Origin of the sequence: Microbacterium oxydans (assembly GCF_000956525.1) — a bacterium.
GTDB classification, from domain to species: Bacteria; Actinomycetota; Actinomycetes; order Actinomycetales; family Microbacteriaceae; genus Microbacterium; species Microbacterium oxydans_A.
Genome location: NZ_JYIW01000020.1, coordinates 164,768 through 179,753, shown reverse-complemented (window position 1 = coordinate 179,753; position 14,986 = coordinate 164,768). Strand labels below are relative to the sequence as shown.

The 14,986-nt window shown below is 68.7% G+C and carries 14 protein-coding genes; 13 read left to right on the top strand and 1 reads right to left on the bottom strand.

Annotated features, from left to right (window positions below; all coding sequences use genetic code 11):
• Positions 1-22: 22 nt before the first annotated feature.
• The gene (locus RS83_RS05420) at positions 23-613 is read right to left on the bottom strand and encodes an Lrp/AsnC family transcriptional regulator (protein WP_045278487.1); all 591 of its coding nucleotides are present in this window, start codon (positions 611-613) and stop codon (positions 23-25) included.
• Between the two features lie 150 nt (positions 614-763).
• Here RS83_RS05420 and RS83_RS05415 point away from each other — a divergent pair, with 150 nt between their 5' ends.
• The 13 genes from RS83_RS05415 (at position 764) to RS83_RS05355 (ending at position 14,965) form a co-directional block, all read left to right on the top strand.
• Positions 764-2,350 carry an ABC transporter substrate-binding protein gene (locus tag RS83_RS05415; RefSeq protein WP_045278486.1) on the top strand — a complete coding sequence of 529 codons (1,587 nt, stop codon included), beginning with the start codon at positions 764-766 and terminating at the stop codon, positions 2,348-2,350.
• Between the two features lie 11 nt (positions 2,351-2,361).
• Positions 2,362-3,423 (top strand): ABC transporter permease, encoded by a 1,062-nt coding sequence (locus RS83_RS05410; RefSeq protein ID WP_045278485.1) that lies wholly within the window; start codon positions 2,362-2,364, stop codon positions 3,421-3,423.
• A complete protein-coding gene (locus RS83_RS05405) occupies positions 3,420-4,331 on the top strand; it encodes an ABC transporter permease (RefSeq protein WP_045278484.1) in 912 nt (303 codons plus the stop codon). The genes RS83_RS05410 and RS83_RS05405 overlap by 4 nt, the downstream gene beginning before the upstream one ends.
• Positions 4,328-5,161 carry an ABC transporter ATP-binding protein gene (locus RS83_RS05400; RefSeq protein ID WP_045278483.1) on the top strand — a complete coding sequence of 278 codons (834 nt, stop codon included), beginning with the start codon at positions 4,328-4,330 and terminating at the stop codon, positions 5,159-5,161. The genes RS83_RS05405 and RS83_RS05400 overlap by 4 nt, the downstream gene beginning before the upstream one ends.
• On the top strand, positions 5,139-5,993 hold the full coding sequence (locus RS83_RS05395) for an ABC transporter ATP-binding protein (RefSeq protein ID WP_230114865.1): 855 nt from the start codon (positions 5,139-5,141) through the stop codon (positions 5,991-5,993). The genes RS83_RS05400 and RS83_RS05395 overlap by 23 nt, the downstream gene beginning before the upstream one ends.
• Before the next feature lie 91 nt (positions 5,994-6,084).
• Positions 6,085-7,302 carry a CaiB/BaiF CoA transferase family protein gene (locus tag RS83_RS05390; protein ID WP_269429877.1) on the top strand — a complete coding sequence of 406 codons (1,218 nt, stop codon included), beginning with the start codon at positions 6,085-6,087 and terminating at the stop codon, positions 7,300-7,302.
• On the top strand, positions 7,302-8,105 hold the full coding sequence (locus RS83_RS05385) for an HpcH/HpaI aldolase/citrate lyase family protein (protein WP_045278482.1): 804 nt from the start codon (positions 7,302-7,304) through the stop codon (positions 8,103-8,105). Before RS83_RS05390 ends, RS83_RS05385 begins: the two co-directional genes overlap by 1 nt.
• 104 nt (positions 8,106-8,209) lie before the next feature.
• On the top strand, positions 8,210-9,232 hold the full coding sequence (locus RS83_RS05380) for a LacI family DNA-binding transcriptional regulator (RefSeq protein ID WP_045278481.1): 1,023 nt from the start codon (positions 8,210-8,212) through the stop codon (positions 9,230-9,232).
• Positions 9,229-10,170, top strand: a complete 942-nt coding sequence (locus tag RS83_RS05375; protein ID WP_045278480.1) for a carbohydrate ABC transporter permease — start codon at positions 9,229-9,231, stop codon at positions 10,168-10,170. The genes RS83_RS05380 and RS83_RS05375 overlap by 4 nt, the downstream gene beginning before the upstream one ends.
• The gene (locus tag RS83_RS05370; RefSeq protein WP_231587723.1) at positions 10,167-11,075 is read left to right on the top strand and encodes a carbohydrate ABC transporter permease; all 909 of its coding nucleotides are present in this window, start codon (positions 10,167-10,169) and stop codon (positions 11,073-11,075) included. The genes RS83_RS05375 and RS83_RS05370 overlap by 4 nt, the downstream gene beginning before the upstream one ends.
• A gap of 45 nt (positions 11,076-11,120) precedes the next feature.
• Positions 11,121-12,413, top strand: a complete 1,293-nt coding sequence (locus RS83_RS05365; RefSeq protein WP_045278479.1) for an ABC transporter substrate-binding protein — start codon at positions 11,121-11,123, stop codon at positions 12,411-12,413.
• Positions 12,414-12,467: 54 nt separating this feature from the next.
• A complete protein-coding gene (locus RS83_RS05360) occupies positions 12,468-13,616 on the top strand; it encodes an ADP-ribosylglycohydrolase family protein (RefSeq protein ID WP_045278478.1) in 1,149 nt (382 codons plus the stop codon).
• The gene (locus tag RS83_RS05355; RefSeq protein ID WP_045278477.1) at positions 13,616-14,965 is read left to right on the top strand and encodes an ADP-ribosylglycohydrolase family protein; all 1,350 of its coding nucleotides are present in this window, start codon (positions 13,616-13,618) and stop codon (positions 14,963-14,965) included. The genes RS83_RS05360 and RS83_RS05355 overlap by 1 nt, the downstream gene beginning before the upstream one ends.
• The last annotated feature ends 21 nt before the right edge of the window (positions 14,966-14,986 follow it).

The following is a 14,986-nucleotide window of genomic DNA, read 5'->3' as shown; positions in this document are numbered from 1 at the left end:
TATAAGAGACAGGGGGTGGGGCTCAGCGGGGCGGCAGCGAGTCGCGGCCGGGGGATGCCGGCGTCCACCGCGTCATGCCGAGCGGGGCGATCTCGCTCGTCCGCTCCGGCAGGTCGCCGGGGAGCAGGTACGGACGCCGGATGACCTCGTCGAGCACCACCACGCTCACGACCGTTCTGACCTCGGGCAACTGGGCGATGACCCCGGTGGAGAACTCGTGCACACCGCTCACGTCGACCGCGCGGATCAGCAGCATCGCGTCGTGTTCTCCCGTGGTGATCGCGCACCACTCGACGTCCGGCATCTCGAGCACCCGATCGCGGAACGACGCCCAGGCCTGGGGCAGCACCGTGACGAACACGAGCGCTCCGATCGAGAGCCCTGCCTTGGCCTGATCGACCCTGGCGCTGAACCCCGTGATGACGCCGTCGTGCACGAGCGACTCGACGCGCGTGTAGGCATTGGCCCTGGAGATGCCGACCTTGTCGGCGAGGGCGGCGATCGAGACACGACCGTTATCGCGGAGCACTTCGAGGATTCTGTATGCCGTCTCGTCCAAAGGGGTGGCACTTCGTCCAGAATGCTTCGTGTCAGCGGCATCCTTGCTGGACATATTGCTCCTCACATTCGATGATCTGGACAGACCCTCACGCTGATCTGCATCCTTGCTGGACACATCGTCGCATATGATGCGAATCTGATCACCGGTCGTCCACTTCGGACTGACCACTCCCGAATGTACTCCTCGCCTCTGGAGGCTCTCATGTCGTCACGTCGCAGCACGTCAGTCATCGCGATCGGAGCGGTCGCGCTCCTCGCGCTCGCCGGTTGCTCCGGAGGAAACTCCGCCAACAACAGCAACCAGTCGTCGGGCTCGGACTCGCTCGTCATCGACACCGCGTTCTCGATCGAGACGACCGACCCGGGTCACACGTACGACCCGACCGGCAACATGATCGCGAAGGCGCTCTACGAGACCCTCGTCGACTTCAAGGGCTCCGACGTCTCCACCCCGGTCCCCGGCCTCGCGTCGTGGGAGCAGAACGAGGAGGCGACCGAGTTCACCTTCACGCTCGAGGGCGACCGCGTCTTCTCCGACGGCACACCGATCGAGGCGAAGGACGTCGTCTTCACCCTGCAGCGCATCCAGGGCATGGAGGACGCCAAGCCGAACTTCCTGCTCGGCGGCCTCACGATCACCGAGGTCGACGACAAGACGATCACCTTCACGTCCGAGACCCCGCTGCTGCAGCTGCCCGCGATCCTCGCGAACCCGGCACTCGGCATCGTCAACTCCGACGTCGTGATCGAGAACGGCGGCACGACCGACGGCACGGACAGCGCCCAGAAGTTCCTCGACGGCGCGTCCGCCGGCTCCGGTCCCTTCGTGCTCGACACGCTCGACCTCAGCTCGCAGGTCGTCCTGACCCGCAACGACGAGTACAACGGCGACGAGGAGTCGGCGTACAAGCGCGTCGTCGTGCGCAACGTCTCGGAGAGCGCGACCCAGCTCGCCAACCTCAAGGGCGGCGACTCGATGGTCGCGATGGACCTGAACGGCGACCAGGTCGCCGGCCTCGGCGACGGCCTCGAGGTCGAGTCGGTCCCCTCCGGCCAGACCATCTTCCTGCTGCTGAACCAGTCGGAAGCCGTCGCCGGTGACCTCGCGAACGTGAAGATCGCCGAAGCCATCCGCTACTCGCTCGACTACGACTCGCTGCTCGAGCTCGCAGGTGCCGGCGCCGAGCAGGCGACCGGCGTCATCCCGCCCGGATTCGAGGGCGCGCTGGACACCGGTGTGGAGCAGGACGTCGACAAGGCCAAGGCCGCGCTCGCCGAGGCCGGCTACACGGGTCAGACCCTGAAGCTGCAGTTCCCGAACGACTACCCGGTCGGCGGCGTGGAGTTCACCCCGCTCGCCGAGCGCATCCAGGCGCAGCTCGAGGATGCCGGCATCACGGTCGAACTCGCCCCTGCACCGTTCGCCACCGAGCTCGACGCCTACGTCAACGGCACCGAGGGCTTCGGCCTCTGGTTCTGGGGTCCGGACTACGCCGACTCCGCGAACTTCCTGCCGTTCGGCCCCGGCCTGAAGGTCGGCCTCCGTGCCGGCTGGGCGGCTGAGGCCAACCCGTCGATCGCCGCGATCGCAGCGGATGCCGCAGCAGCGACGGATTCCGCCGCACGCACCGACGCCTTCACGGCGTTCGCCGAGGCCATGCAGACCGAGGGTCCCTTCGTTCCGCTGATCGTCCCCGGCCGCAACATCGCGACGGCGGATGCTGTCACCGGCGCCGTGTACAACTCGGTGTGGGAGATGGACATCGCCGAGATCGCTCCGGCCGGCTGAACGGACATCCCATGACGACAGTGGCCGTGCAGAGGCAGGCGCAACGGCGCCGATCGCCTCTCGTCGGATACCTGCTGCGGCGGGCCGGGACCTCTCTGCTCCTGTTGGTGGGCGTGACGATCGTCACGTTCCTGCTCACCAACCTGGTGCCGGGGGACCCGGTCTCGGCCGCGCTCGGTGAGGGCGCATCCCAGAACCCGGCGACGCGTGAGGCGTTCATCCGGGAGCACGGGCTGGACCAGCCGCTGTTCGTGCAGTACTTCATCTATATGGGGAACCTGCTCCGCGGGGACCTCGGCACGTCGCTGGTGACCGGACGCCCGGTCACCAGCGACCTCGCCACCGCGGTGCCGGCGACGATCGAGATCGCGATCGGTGCGATCATCCTCAGCCTCGTCGTCAGCATCGTGCTCGGCACGCTCGCCGCGTACCGTCGCGGGCTGGTCACCGACCAGGTCATCCGCGTCGTGACGTTGGTCGGACTCAGCGTGCCGACCTTCTGGCTCGCGCTGGTCAGCTTCTACGTCTTCTTCCTCGAGCTGCGCATCGCGCCGGGTTCCGGACGCATCTCGCCGTCGATCACGCCGCCCCCGCGCGTGACCGGCCTGTACACGGTCGACTATCTCCTGAACGGCGATGCGGTCGGCTACTTCGACGCCCTCGCCCACCTCGCCCTCCCGGTGATGGTGCTGTCGCTCGTCACGATCGGCCTGCTCACCCGGTTCATCCGCACCTCGGTGCTCGAAGTGCTGGGCAGCGACTACGTGCGCGCCGCCAGGGCCAAGGGCCTGCCGGCGATGCGCGTGATCCTCGACTACGTGCTGCGCGGCGCCTCGCTGCCGATCCTCACGGTCGTCGGTGTCGCCTTCGGGGCGCTGCTCTCCGGCACCGTGCTCGTCGAGTCGGTGTTCGCATGGCCGGGGCTCGGCACCTACGCCTACAACTCCGCCGCGAACCTCGACCTGCCCGGCATCATGGGCGTCGGTCTCGTGGTCGGCATGATCTACCTCCTCATCAACTTCGTCGTCGATCTGCTCTACGGCGTCCTCGACCCGAGAGTGAGGATCGCATGAGCCGCATCGACGCCGTCTCCGGCCGCGGCCGCTTCCGCTTCCGCTGGCCCCGCGCCTGGCGCACCCCGCTCGGCATCATCGGCACCGTGATCGCGGGCGCCTGGATCATCGTGGCCTTCACGGCGCAGTGGTGGGTGCCGTTCGGCCCGAACGCCCAGGTGCTGCCGCGACTGCAGCCGCCGGGGATCGACACACTGCTCGGCACCGACGGCAACGGGCGCGACATCTTCTCCCGCCTGATGACCGGTGCCACCGTGAGCCTGCCGCTCGCCCTGATGCTGGTGATCGCCGCCATGATCATCGGCACCGCGATCGGCGCGCTCGCCGGCTACTTCGGCGGTTGGGTCGATGAGACGCTGATGCGCATCACCGACCTCTTCATGGCGTTCCCGACGGTCATCCTCGCGATGGTGGTCGCAGCATCCCTCGGCCCCTCGCTGTTCAACGCCGTGATCGCGGCGATCGTCGTGTCGTGGCCGCAGTACTCACGTGTGACCCGCAGCATCGTGCTCGGACTGCGCGGTCAGAACTACGTGATCGCCGGACGCCTGCTCGGCCACTCGCCGCTGCGCACCCTGTTCATCGACATCCTCCCGAACATCGCGGGTCCGGTGCTCGTGCTCGCGACGCTCGACATCGGTGCCGCGATCCTGCTGCTCTCCGGACTCTCCTTCCTCGGGCTCGGTGCACAGCCGCCGACCGCCGAGTGGGGATCCATGATCTCGGGTGCCATGCAGAACTTCGACGCCTGGTGGCTCGGCGTCTTCCCCGGACTCGCGATCCTGACCGTGGTGCTCGCGTTCAACTTCCTCGGTGACGCGATGCGCGACGTGCTCGACCCGACCGCCGAGATCGCCCACGAGAAGCAGGCCGACAAGACGGCAGCAGCGACGGGGGTGCCCGCATGACCGCGCAGCGCAGTGCGACGCCAGGCGCCCCGGCGCTCAGCATCCGCGATCTCACGATCGACATCGGGCGCCCGCTCGTGCAGGGCGTCTCGATCGACCTCGAGGCCGGGCGCATCCACGGCCTCGCCGGAGAGTCCGGGTCGGGCAAGACGCTCACCTCGCTCGCCGTGCTCGGGCTGCTTCCGCGGCAGGCCCGCACCGGCGGATCGATCAGCCTCGGCGGCGAGGAGCTCGTCGGCCTGAACCGCCGCGCGCTCAACCGCGTGCGCGGCAAGCGCATCGCGATGGTGTTCCAGGACCCGTCGGCGTCGCTGCACCCGCAGCTGCCGGTCGGGCGCCAGCTCACGGATCACATGCGCGTGCACCTCGGGCTCAAGGGCGCCGCAGCGCGCGCGAGGGCCGTCGAACTGCTCGAGACCGTGCAGGTGCCGAACCCCGAAGAGGCGCTCAAGCGGTACCCGCACCAGTTCTCCGGCGGGCAGCGTCAGCGCATCGCGATCGCATGCGCCCTCGCGTGCGACCCCGAAGTGCTGCTGGCGGACGAGCCGACCACCGCACTCGACGTCACGGTGCAGGCCGGCATCCTGCAGCTGCTCCGCGATCTCGCGATCGAACGGAATCTCGCAGTACTGCTGGTCACCCACGACCTCGGCGTCATGAGCGCGATCGCCGATCAGGTCGCCGTCATGAAGGACGGCCGGATCGTCGAGCTCGCCGATCGCGAGACCCTGTTCAGCGACCCGCAGCACGAATACACGCGAACGCTGCTCGCGGCCCTGCCCGGTTCGCGGATCGAAGGAGCATCGGATGGAGAGGCCGCTCATGAGTGAGGTCGCCGTCCTCGACGCGCAGGACATCGTCGTTCGGTACCCGGGCAACCCGCCGGTCGTCGCAGTGAACGGGGTGTCGCTCAGCGTCGCCCCCGGTGAGACCGTCGCACTGGTCGGCGAATCCGGCAGCGGCAAGTCGAGCCTGGCGCGTGCTGTGGTCGGCATCGAGAAGATCGCCGGCGGCACGGTGCTGTTCCGGGATGCTCCGGTGTCTCCGCTCGGCATCCGGCGCCGGTCGATCGCGCTCACCGGCATCCAGATGGTGTTCCAGGATCCGTCGACCTCGCTCAACCCCCGCCGCCGGGTGGGCGACCAGATCGCCGACGGCATCGCCACCGCGAAAGCTCGCGGTGCCGCCGGCTCCACCGTCGAGGAGTGGCTCGAGCGGGTCGGCCTGCCGACGAACGTGCGCACCCGGTTCCCGCACCAGTTCTCGGGCGGGCAGAAGCAGCGCATCGCGATCGCCAGGGCGCTCGCAGCGCGGCCGTCGCTGCTGGTCGCCGACGAGCCGATCTCGGCGCTCGACGCCTCGACCCAGACGAGCGTCGCCGGCCTCATGCGCGACCTGGTCGCGGAAGCCGGTGCGGGGATGCTGTTCATCTCGCACGACCTCGCGGTGGTCCGTCGCATCGCCGACCGCACCTTCGTGATGTTCGGCGGCCGGGTGCTCGAGTCGGGGCAGACCGACCGCGTGTGGGCCGATCCGCAGCATCCGTACACCCGTGCGCTGCTCGCGGCGATCCCCGAGCCCGACGGCGCAGGCCGTATCCCGCTCGCGCCGACGACCGAGGAGCGCATCGTCTGGTCGGAGATCCCGCCCGTCCTGAACTGACCGGGCGAGCGGCGCACGGCGGCGCGAGGTCGCTGCCGCGTCGACGGGTGGTGGGGTCGAGACCAGGCAGCGCTGTGGCTATCATGTCTCGGTGTCGGACCAGGAAGATCTGAGAACTGTTCCAACGGCGCCCCTGCAGGGGGTGCGCGTGCTCGATGTCTCCACGCTGTTCGCCGGCCCGCTCGCCGCCACGTTCCTGGGGGATTTCGGCGCTGACGTCATCAAAGTCGAGCATCCGACCCGGCCGGACGCCTCGCGCGGTCACGGGCCGGAGAAGAACGGTGTCAACCTCTGGTGGAAGACGCTCGGGCGCAACAAGCGCACCGTGACGGTCGACCTGAGCGACCCGGACGGCGCGGAGGTGCTGCTGCGCCTCGTCGCCGACGCGGATGTCATGATCGAGAACTTCCGCCCTGGCACCCTCGAACGCTGGGGACTCTCGCCCGAGCGCCTGCATGCCGCGAATCCGCGTCTCGTGCTGGCCAGGGTGACGGCATTCGGCCAGTTCGGACCGTATTCGGCGCGCCCAGGCTTCGGCAGCCTCGCCGAGGCGATGAGCGGGTTCGCTGCACTGACCGGTGACCCGGACGGCCCTCCCACGCTTCCGCCGTTCGGCCTCGCTGATGGGGTCGCGGCCCTCGCGACCGCGTACGCCGTGATGGCTGCGCTGCGCAGCGCGGAGCGCGACGGCCGAGGGCAGATCGTCGACATGGCGATCATCGAGCCGATCCTGATGCTGCTGGGAGGCCAGATCACGGCATGGGACCAGCTCGGGGTGGTCCAGCCCCGCACCGGAAACCGGTCGGTCAACAACGCTCCCCGCAACGTGTACCGCTCACGCGACGGCGTGTGGCTGGCGGTGTCGACGAGCTCGCAGTCGATCGCCGAACGCGTGATGACGGTGGTCGGGCGTGCGGAGCTGATCGACGAACCCTGGTTCCGCTCCGGCCATGAGCGGGCGTTGCACGCCGATGAGCTCGATGACGCGGTGCAGTCGTGGATCGGTGCGCATGACGCGGAGGAGGTCGTCTCGGTGTTCGAGTCGGCTTCTGCTGCGATCGCTCCGGTCTACGACGTGCGCGGGGTGGTGGAGGACCCGCAGTACCGGGCGCTGGGAACGGTCGTGCGTGTGGATGACGACGAGCTCGGCGACGTGGCGATGCAGAACGTGCTGTTCCGGCTCTCGCGGACGCCGGGGGAGATCCGGTGGGCAGGGCGCCGACATGGCGCCGACACCGACGAGGTCCTGCGCGAACACGGCTTCTCGGATGCCGACATCACCGACCTGCACGCGAGGGGGGCGGTGTGATGACCGCCCCGTACCGCACCGGACTCTACGTGCCGGGGGACCGCCCCGACCGGTTCCGCTCTGCCGAGGAGAGCGGCGCCGATCTCGTGGTCTTCGACCTCGAAGATGCCGTGGCCCCGCAGCACAAGGCCACCGCGCGGGATGCCGTCGTCGACCGGCTGCGCGATGGACGGAGGGGAACCGCCGCCGTGCAGGTGCGGGTGAACGCCGGCGACGATGCCGACCTGCGGGCTGTCGCCGGGCTCGCTCCTGACATCGGCATCCGACTTCCGAAGGTCGAGAGCGTCGCCGAGCTCGACCGCGTCGCCGCCATCGCTCCCGACCGCCCGGTCATCGCGCTGCTCGAATCGGCTCGCGGAGTCGTGAATGCCGTGACGATCGCCGAGCACCCGGCCGTCGTCGCCCTCGCGCTCGGCGAGAGCGATCTGCGCAGTGAACTCGGCGGCGGCGAGCCAGTGATCACGCATGCCAGACTCTCGATGCTGTTCGCCGCTCGCGCCGCCGGGCTGCCGACACCGATGGCATCGGTGTACCCGGGGATCCGGGACCTGGAGGGTCTGGCCGACGACACCCGCCGCGCGTCCGAGCTGGGACTGTTCGGACGGATGGCGGCGCATCCGATCCAGCTGCCCGTGATCGCCGGGGTCTTCGCCTTCACCGGTCGCGAGGTCGCCTGGGCACGGGAGGTCGTCGCCGTGCTGGGGGGCGGGGGAGTGGCCACGCTCTCCTCAGGCGAGATGGTCGACCAAGCGATGCGCGGCCGTGCGGAGTGGATCCTGCGCGCCGCCGAATCGGGGTCTTGACACCCAGGGGGTGTGCGTCTAGATTCCCTGGAGCCCGATCATCGTCTATTTGGAAACGTTTCCAAATCCGACGATGGAAACGTTTCCGCTCACCGAGGAGAATCATGGGAACGAAGCCGACTCTGCACGAGGTCGCCGCCGCTGCCGGCGTCTCGCTGGCGTCCGCATCGCGCGCACTCACCGGCCGCTCCGCCAGCCCTGAGATGGTTCGCAAGGTGCGCACTGCCGCGAAGCGCATCGGCTATCTGCCGGACGCGACGGCACGGTCGCTGCGCCTCGGCGGGCACCCGCAGGTCGTGTTCGCCGTCGATGACATCGGCAACCCGAACTACGTCCAGATGCTCCGTGCGATCGAGGAGGAGCTCGGCGAGACGACGCGCATCAGCGTCTCAGCGACCGGCCGTCGCCCCGATCAGACCGTCGAGCTCGTGCGCATGCTCAGCATGGGAGCCGGCGACGGGCTGATCATCTCGCCGCTCCGAGTCACGCCGGCCCTCCGACAGGCTCTCGCCGACACGGTCGTGCCCGTCGTGGTCATCGGCACGCTGCACTCCGAGCTCAGCATCGACAGCGTCTTCGTCGATTCGGCGGTGGCCGTCGGCATGGTCGTCGATCACCTCGTCGAGATCGGCCGCACGCGCATCGGCGTGATCAACGGTCCGGGCAACACGAACCCGGGCGCGGCTCGGCGAGCCGGCTTCGCCGCCGCCGTCGAGCGGCATGGCCTCTCCCGCTCCGACGGTCTGCAGGTCACCGCGACCGACTTCACCGTCGGCGCAGGAGTCGAGGCCGCTGAGCGCCTGCTCGCCGCCCGCGAGGAGAGCAGCGAACGCCTCGACGCGATCGTCTGCGCGAACGACCTGATCGCGATCGGCGCCATCAACGCGATCCGGCGGCAGGGTCTCCGTGTTCCGGAGGACATCGCCGTGACCGGCATCGACGACACCGACCTGGCGGCGCTGTACAGCCCACCTCTGACCTCCGTCTCCCTTCAGTCCGAGCGGCGGGGCCGGATAGCCGCACGCATGCTCAGGGAACGCTTCGCCGATCCGTCGCGACCCACGCGACGCGAGACGGTGGAGGCCACGCTGGTCGTGCGTGCGTCGACGATCGGGGAACCCTCGTGAGCACCACCGCAACCACGAGCACCGGCGCGAAGCGCGTCGCACCCAAGACGGGCGGACTCGCCAGATCGCGGCGCAACGAGGCGATCGGTCTCGTCATCCCGACGCTGATCCCGATCCTCGCGCTCAGCGTCGTCCCCCTCTTCATCGGTGTCGCCACCGCGTTCACCGACTCCCGCCTCGCCAGGAACCACGAGACGCAGTTCATCGGCTTCGAGAACTTCATCAAGCTCGGATCCGACACGCAGTTCTGGCAGTCGTTCGGCATCGGCATGATCTGGGCCGTCGTCGTGACTGCGCTCCAGCTGATCGGCGGACTCTGCCTGGCCTTGCTGCTCAACACGGATCTGCGCTTCCGAGGGATCACCCGCGTGCTCGCGCTGATCCCCTGGGCGATGCCGCCGGTGGTCGTCGCCGTGATGTGGCAGATGATCTACTCGCCGACGAACGGCCCGTTGAACTGGCTGATCGAGTCCCTCGGCGGCCCTGAGAACATCAACTGGCTGGGCGACTTCGGTCTCGCCCTCCCCGCGGTCATCCTCGTCGGTGTCTGGGTCGGGATGCCGCAGAACACCGTCGTGCTGCTCGCCGGACTCCAGCAGGTGCCGGGCGAGCTGCTCGAGGCGGCGGCGGTCGACGGGGCGAGCGCGTGGCGTCGGTTCATCAGCGTCACCCTGCCGGCCCTGCGTCCGGTGATCTTCTCGATCGCGAGCCTGAGCTTCATCTGGAACTTCAACTCCTTCGGCATCGTCTACGTCATGACCGAGGGCGGTCCGGGTGGTCGCACGATGCTGCCGATGCTGTTCACCTACCTCGAGGCCTTCAAATCCCGCAACACCGGCGGTGCCGCCGCGATGGGAGACGTCATCGTGATCTTCCTCGTCGCGATCCTGGTGATCGCCCTGTGGCGTCAGCTGCGTCCGGAGAGGAGCGCGCGATGATTCAGAGCACGCAGACCCGCACCATGCTCACACAGCACACGACGAAGCGGCAGCGCGCCAGGATGCACCGGCGCACGACGAAGCCGCTCGTGCGGGCGCTCCAGTACGTGGCGCTCGCAGGATTCCTGGTCTTCCTCGGGTTCCCCCTGCTGTGGCTGATCTCGACCGCGTTCAAGTCGTCCGCCGAGATCAACTCGCTCGCCGTGAACCTGTTCCCGCTGCAGCCGACCATCGACAACTTCGCCGCTGCGCTCGAACGGCAGGGCCTCGTGCGAGCGGCAGGCAACAGCCTGCTCGTGGCGGTCGCGACGACGGTCATCGTGACGCTCCTGTCGATCCCCGGGGCCTATGTGATGGCCAGGTACCAGGGCAAGCTCCGCTCGATCGGTGTGGGCTACATCCTGGTGAGCCAGATCTTCCCGGTGATCCTCATCGTGATCCCCCTGTTCTTCATCCTCCGCTCGGTCGGCCTGGTCGACTCGCTGCTCGGCCTCGTCGCGGTGTACTCGGTCTACACGCTGCCCTTCTCGCTGTGGATGCTGCAGGGCTATGTCGCGGCGATCCCCTACGACATCGAAGAGGCAGCGGCGATCGACGGCGCCAACAAGGCGCGCACCCTGCAGCGGGTCGTCTTCCCGCTGCTGATGCCGGGTCTCGTCGCGACCGCGATGTTCAGCTTCGTCTCGGCGTACAACGAGTTCTTCTTCGCCCTGGTGCTGCTCCAGTCCCCGGAGAACTACACGCTGCCCATCGCGCTCAGCACGTTCGTCGGCGGCGAGGGCAAGGTCGCGGTCGGGCCGTTGGCGGCCGGCGCGCTGCTGTCGAGCATCCCGAGCATCGTCTTCTTCACTCTGCTGCAGAAGCGCCTGGCCACCGGCCTGCTCTCCGGCGCTGTCAAGGGTTGAGCTCGCAGACCTTCCGCAATTCCCATCAATAGAAAGAGGTATGAAGTGAAGAAGCTTCATCGCGCGTCCATCGCGCTCGCCGCAGCCGCGGTGACGGCGCTGACCCTCGCCTCCTGCTCCTCGGGTGGCGACGCACCGGATGACACCGGCAACGGCGAGCCGGTGTCGATCACCTTCCAGTCGTTCTCCGATCAGCCGGCTGCGATCCAGGCCACCAAGGAGATCGTCGACGCCTGGAACGCGGACAACCCCGACATCCAGGTCGAGATCGTGCAGGCACCGACCGACAGCCTCGACGACAAGCTCACGACGCAGTTCGCTGGCGAGGTGGCCCCCGACATCATCCACTACGAGGTGCTCGGCATCGTGCCCTTCGCCCGTGACGGCTACGTCGCCGACCTGACCGATCTGCTCAGCAAGGACACGATCGACGACATCGACCCCGGTGTGCTGGATTCCGTCACCGTCGATGGACAGATCATCGGCGCTCCCACCGAACTGCAGACGTACGTCGTGTTCGCGAACAAGACGCTGCTCGAGGCCGCGGGCATCGAGATCCCGACCGGCGACTCGATGACGTGGGACGAGCTCGCCGAGATCGCCAAGGCGACCACGGCTGGTGACGTGCACGGCATCACCTGGGGACTGAAGAGTCCGACCGCCGCCTTCATGAGCCTGGGGATGGGCTTCGGCTCGGAGTACTTCACCGGTGAGGGCGACGACATGAAGGTCGAGGTCAAGGATGCCGATCTCGAGGTGCCGAACCGCGTGCGCGACATGATCGAGGAGGGCTCGGTCGACCCGATCGGCGTCACTCAGTCGGGCTCCGACGTGCTGGCCACGTTCTACGCCGGGAAGGCGGCCATGACCGTGCAGGGCTCATACCAGGTGGCCAACATCGCCACCGATGCGCCCGCCGACATGGACTGGATCGTGCTGCCGCCGCTCGCGGGCGACGACGGCGCGGTGCAGGCTGCCAACCCGCAGACGTTGTCGATCAACATCGACTCGCCGCACACCGAGCAGGCCGGGAAGTTCCTCGACTACTTCATGCAGACCGACAACCTCGTGAAGATGAACATCGCCGATGGCCTCATCCCGACGACGGTGTCTGCGCGCAAGGCGCTCGCCGCGGAGACCGCGGAACAGAACGGCTGGCCCGAGATCGTGAAGTCCGCCGAGGGCCTCGACGGCCCCGCGTTCCTGCAGGCGAACGGATTCGTCCGTTGGAAGGACACGGTCGCGACGCCCGCCTTCCAGAAGTTCCTGGGCGGCGAGATCGACGACACGGGACTGTCGTCAGAGCTCGACGACGGCTGGGCACAGGTCAACGGTTGACGACGGTGGGGCGGATGCCGTGGCATCCGCCCCACCTCAGAGGAGAGGAATGGCATGAGCTGGATTCGGGAACGCACGGCGGCCGTACTCGCGGGGTCGGCCATCGGCGACGCCCTCGGCGGGGCGGCCGAGGGGTTCAGTCCGGAGAAGATCAAGGAGCGGTACGGGGGTCCCATCACCGGGATCGTGCCGCCGTATCACCTGGACTGGCAGACCGCTCGCCCGGTCAGCCCGTACCACAAGGGCGATGGGCACATCACCGACGACACCCTCATGACGCAGGCGCTGATCCGGGTGTACGCCGAGCGGCGCGATCACATCGACGCCTTCGCGGTCGCCGAGCTGCTCGTGCCGCTGCTGCAGACCGAAGTCCGCTGGATCCCCGAGCTCGAGCGGGAGTCGATCCTGCTGCAGCGCATCTTCCTCGCCGAGAAGTGGCTCGTGACGCGCCTGCAATACGGTCACATCGACCCGCGCGAAGCCGGCGTCGGCAACGTCGTCAACTGCGGCGCCGCGATGTACATGGCGCCGGTCGGCATCGTCAACGCCGGGAACCCGGAGGCGGCGTACGCCGAGGCGATCGATGTCGCAGGCGCGCATCAGTCGAGCTACGGACGAGAGGCGGCCGGCGTCTTCGCGGCGGCGGTCGCGGCATCCGTCGCCATCGATGCCACCGTCGACTCGGTGATCGACGCCGCCCTCAGGGTGGCCCACGACGGCACCGCTGCGGCGATCCGTGCCGTGGTCGACGCCGCCCGCGGGCTGCCGGCGGATGCGGACGCCGATGCGATCGGTACCGCGTTGCGCGATGCGATCCGCCCGTTCGACACGGTGGGCGACGCGTATCGCGAGCCCCTCATGGATGCCAGAGTGCCCTCGCGCACCAAGTCGATCGAGGAACTGCCTGTGGCCCTCGGTTTCTTCGTCGCGCATGACGGCGCCTTCCTGCCCACCGTGCTCGGTGCCGTCAACTACGGCCGGGACTCCGACTCGATCGCGTCGATGGCGGGCAGCCTGGCCGCCGGGGTCGGAGGTCAGGCGGTGATCCCCGCGGACATCCTCGACACGATCGCCACGGCGAGCCGCGTCGACTTCGACGAGTACGCGACGCTGCTGTCGGACATCGCGGCAGACATCATGCAGAAGGATGCCGCCCGCGCCGAAGCCGACCTCCGCCGTGTCTCCGCCCTGCAGGGGGCGTGATGCGGCTGACCTGGGCGCAGCCGGAAGACCTGTTGCCGCACGAGCTCGTGCAGGCTCGCGCAGAGGGGAAGGACGTCGACGCGATCGCCGAACGCTGGCGGGCTGCGGGCGGGTGGCTCGAGCCGGTGCGCGGAGGAGCGACGGCGGATGCCGCATCCGACGAGCTGCGGACGCTGGCCCGCGTGTTGCTGGTCGAACTCGACGAGATCAGGGCCCCGGAGCCTGAGCCGGCCGAATGGGATGCGGTGCGCGCGCAGCTGACCGGTATTCCCGCGCCGCTCGCGGTGCCGGATGACGCAGTGCTCCTCGACCGCATCCATGGAGCCTGGGCAGGAAGGTCCGCCGGATGCCTGTGGGGCAAGCCGGTCGAGAAGATCCCGCGCGCAGGAATCGAGGAGATCCTGCGGGCGACGGGCCGCTGGCCGCTCACCGAGTACTTCACCGCGGTCGGGCTTCCTGACGACGTCGCGCGACGGTGGCCGTGGAACCGGCGCTCCGCGGTCAACTCCCTGGTCGAGAACATCGACGGGATGCCGGAGGACGACGATCTCAACTATCCGCTGCTGAACCTGCGGGTCCTCGAGTCCGCCGACCGGACCTTCACGACCGACGACATCGCGCAGGGATGGCTGGCCGATCTGCCTGCAGGGCGCACCTTCACGGCGGAGCGCATCGCGTACCGCAACCTCCTGGACGGCTACCGACCGGATGAGGCCGCCCACGTGCGCAACCCGTTCCGGGAGTGGATCGGCGCCCTGATCCGCACCGACGTGTACGGGTGGATCAACCCGGGCGATCTCGCCGAGGCTGCCCGCATGGCCTGGACGGACGCACGTCTCAGTCACACCCGCAACGGGCTCTGGGGTGCCATGTGGGCTGCGGCGCTCACCTCGGCATCGCTCGTCGCGGCATCCGTCGACGAGGTGCTCGCCCTCGCCTCGACCGTCGTGCCCACCGACAGCGACCTGGCCGCGGCGATCGCGCATGGTGCTGAGCTCGGGCGCAGTGATCTCGACGACGCCTCGGCGATCGACGCGCTGCACACCGCGTACGGCCACCTGCACTGGGTGCACACGATCAACAACGCGGCGCTCATCGCCTTCGCGCTCGCCCGCAGCGGCGGGGAGTTCGCACGGGGGGTGCCGCTCGCCGTCATCACCGGGTGGGACACCGACTCGGCAGGCGCCACCGTCGGATCGGTCCTCGGCGGCCTCACCGGCGTCGACCGCCTGCCGGCGCGCTTCATCGATCCGCTGCAGAACCGCATCGCGACGAGCCTGCCAGGGCTCGACGGGGTCGAGATCGACGATCTCGCCCGTCGCACCCTCGCACTGCTCCCGACGCGCTGACCATTCACCAGAGACAAGGAC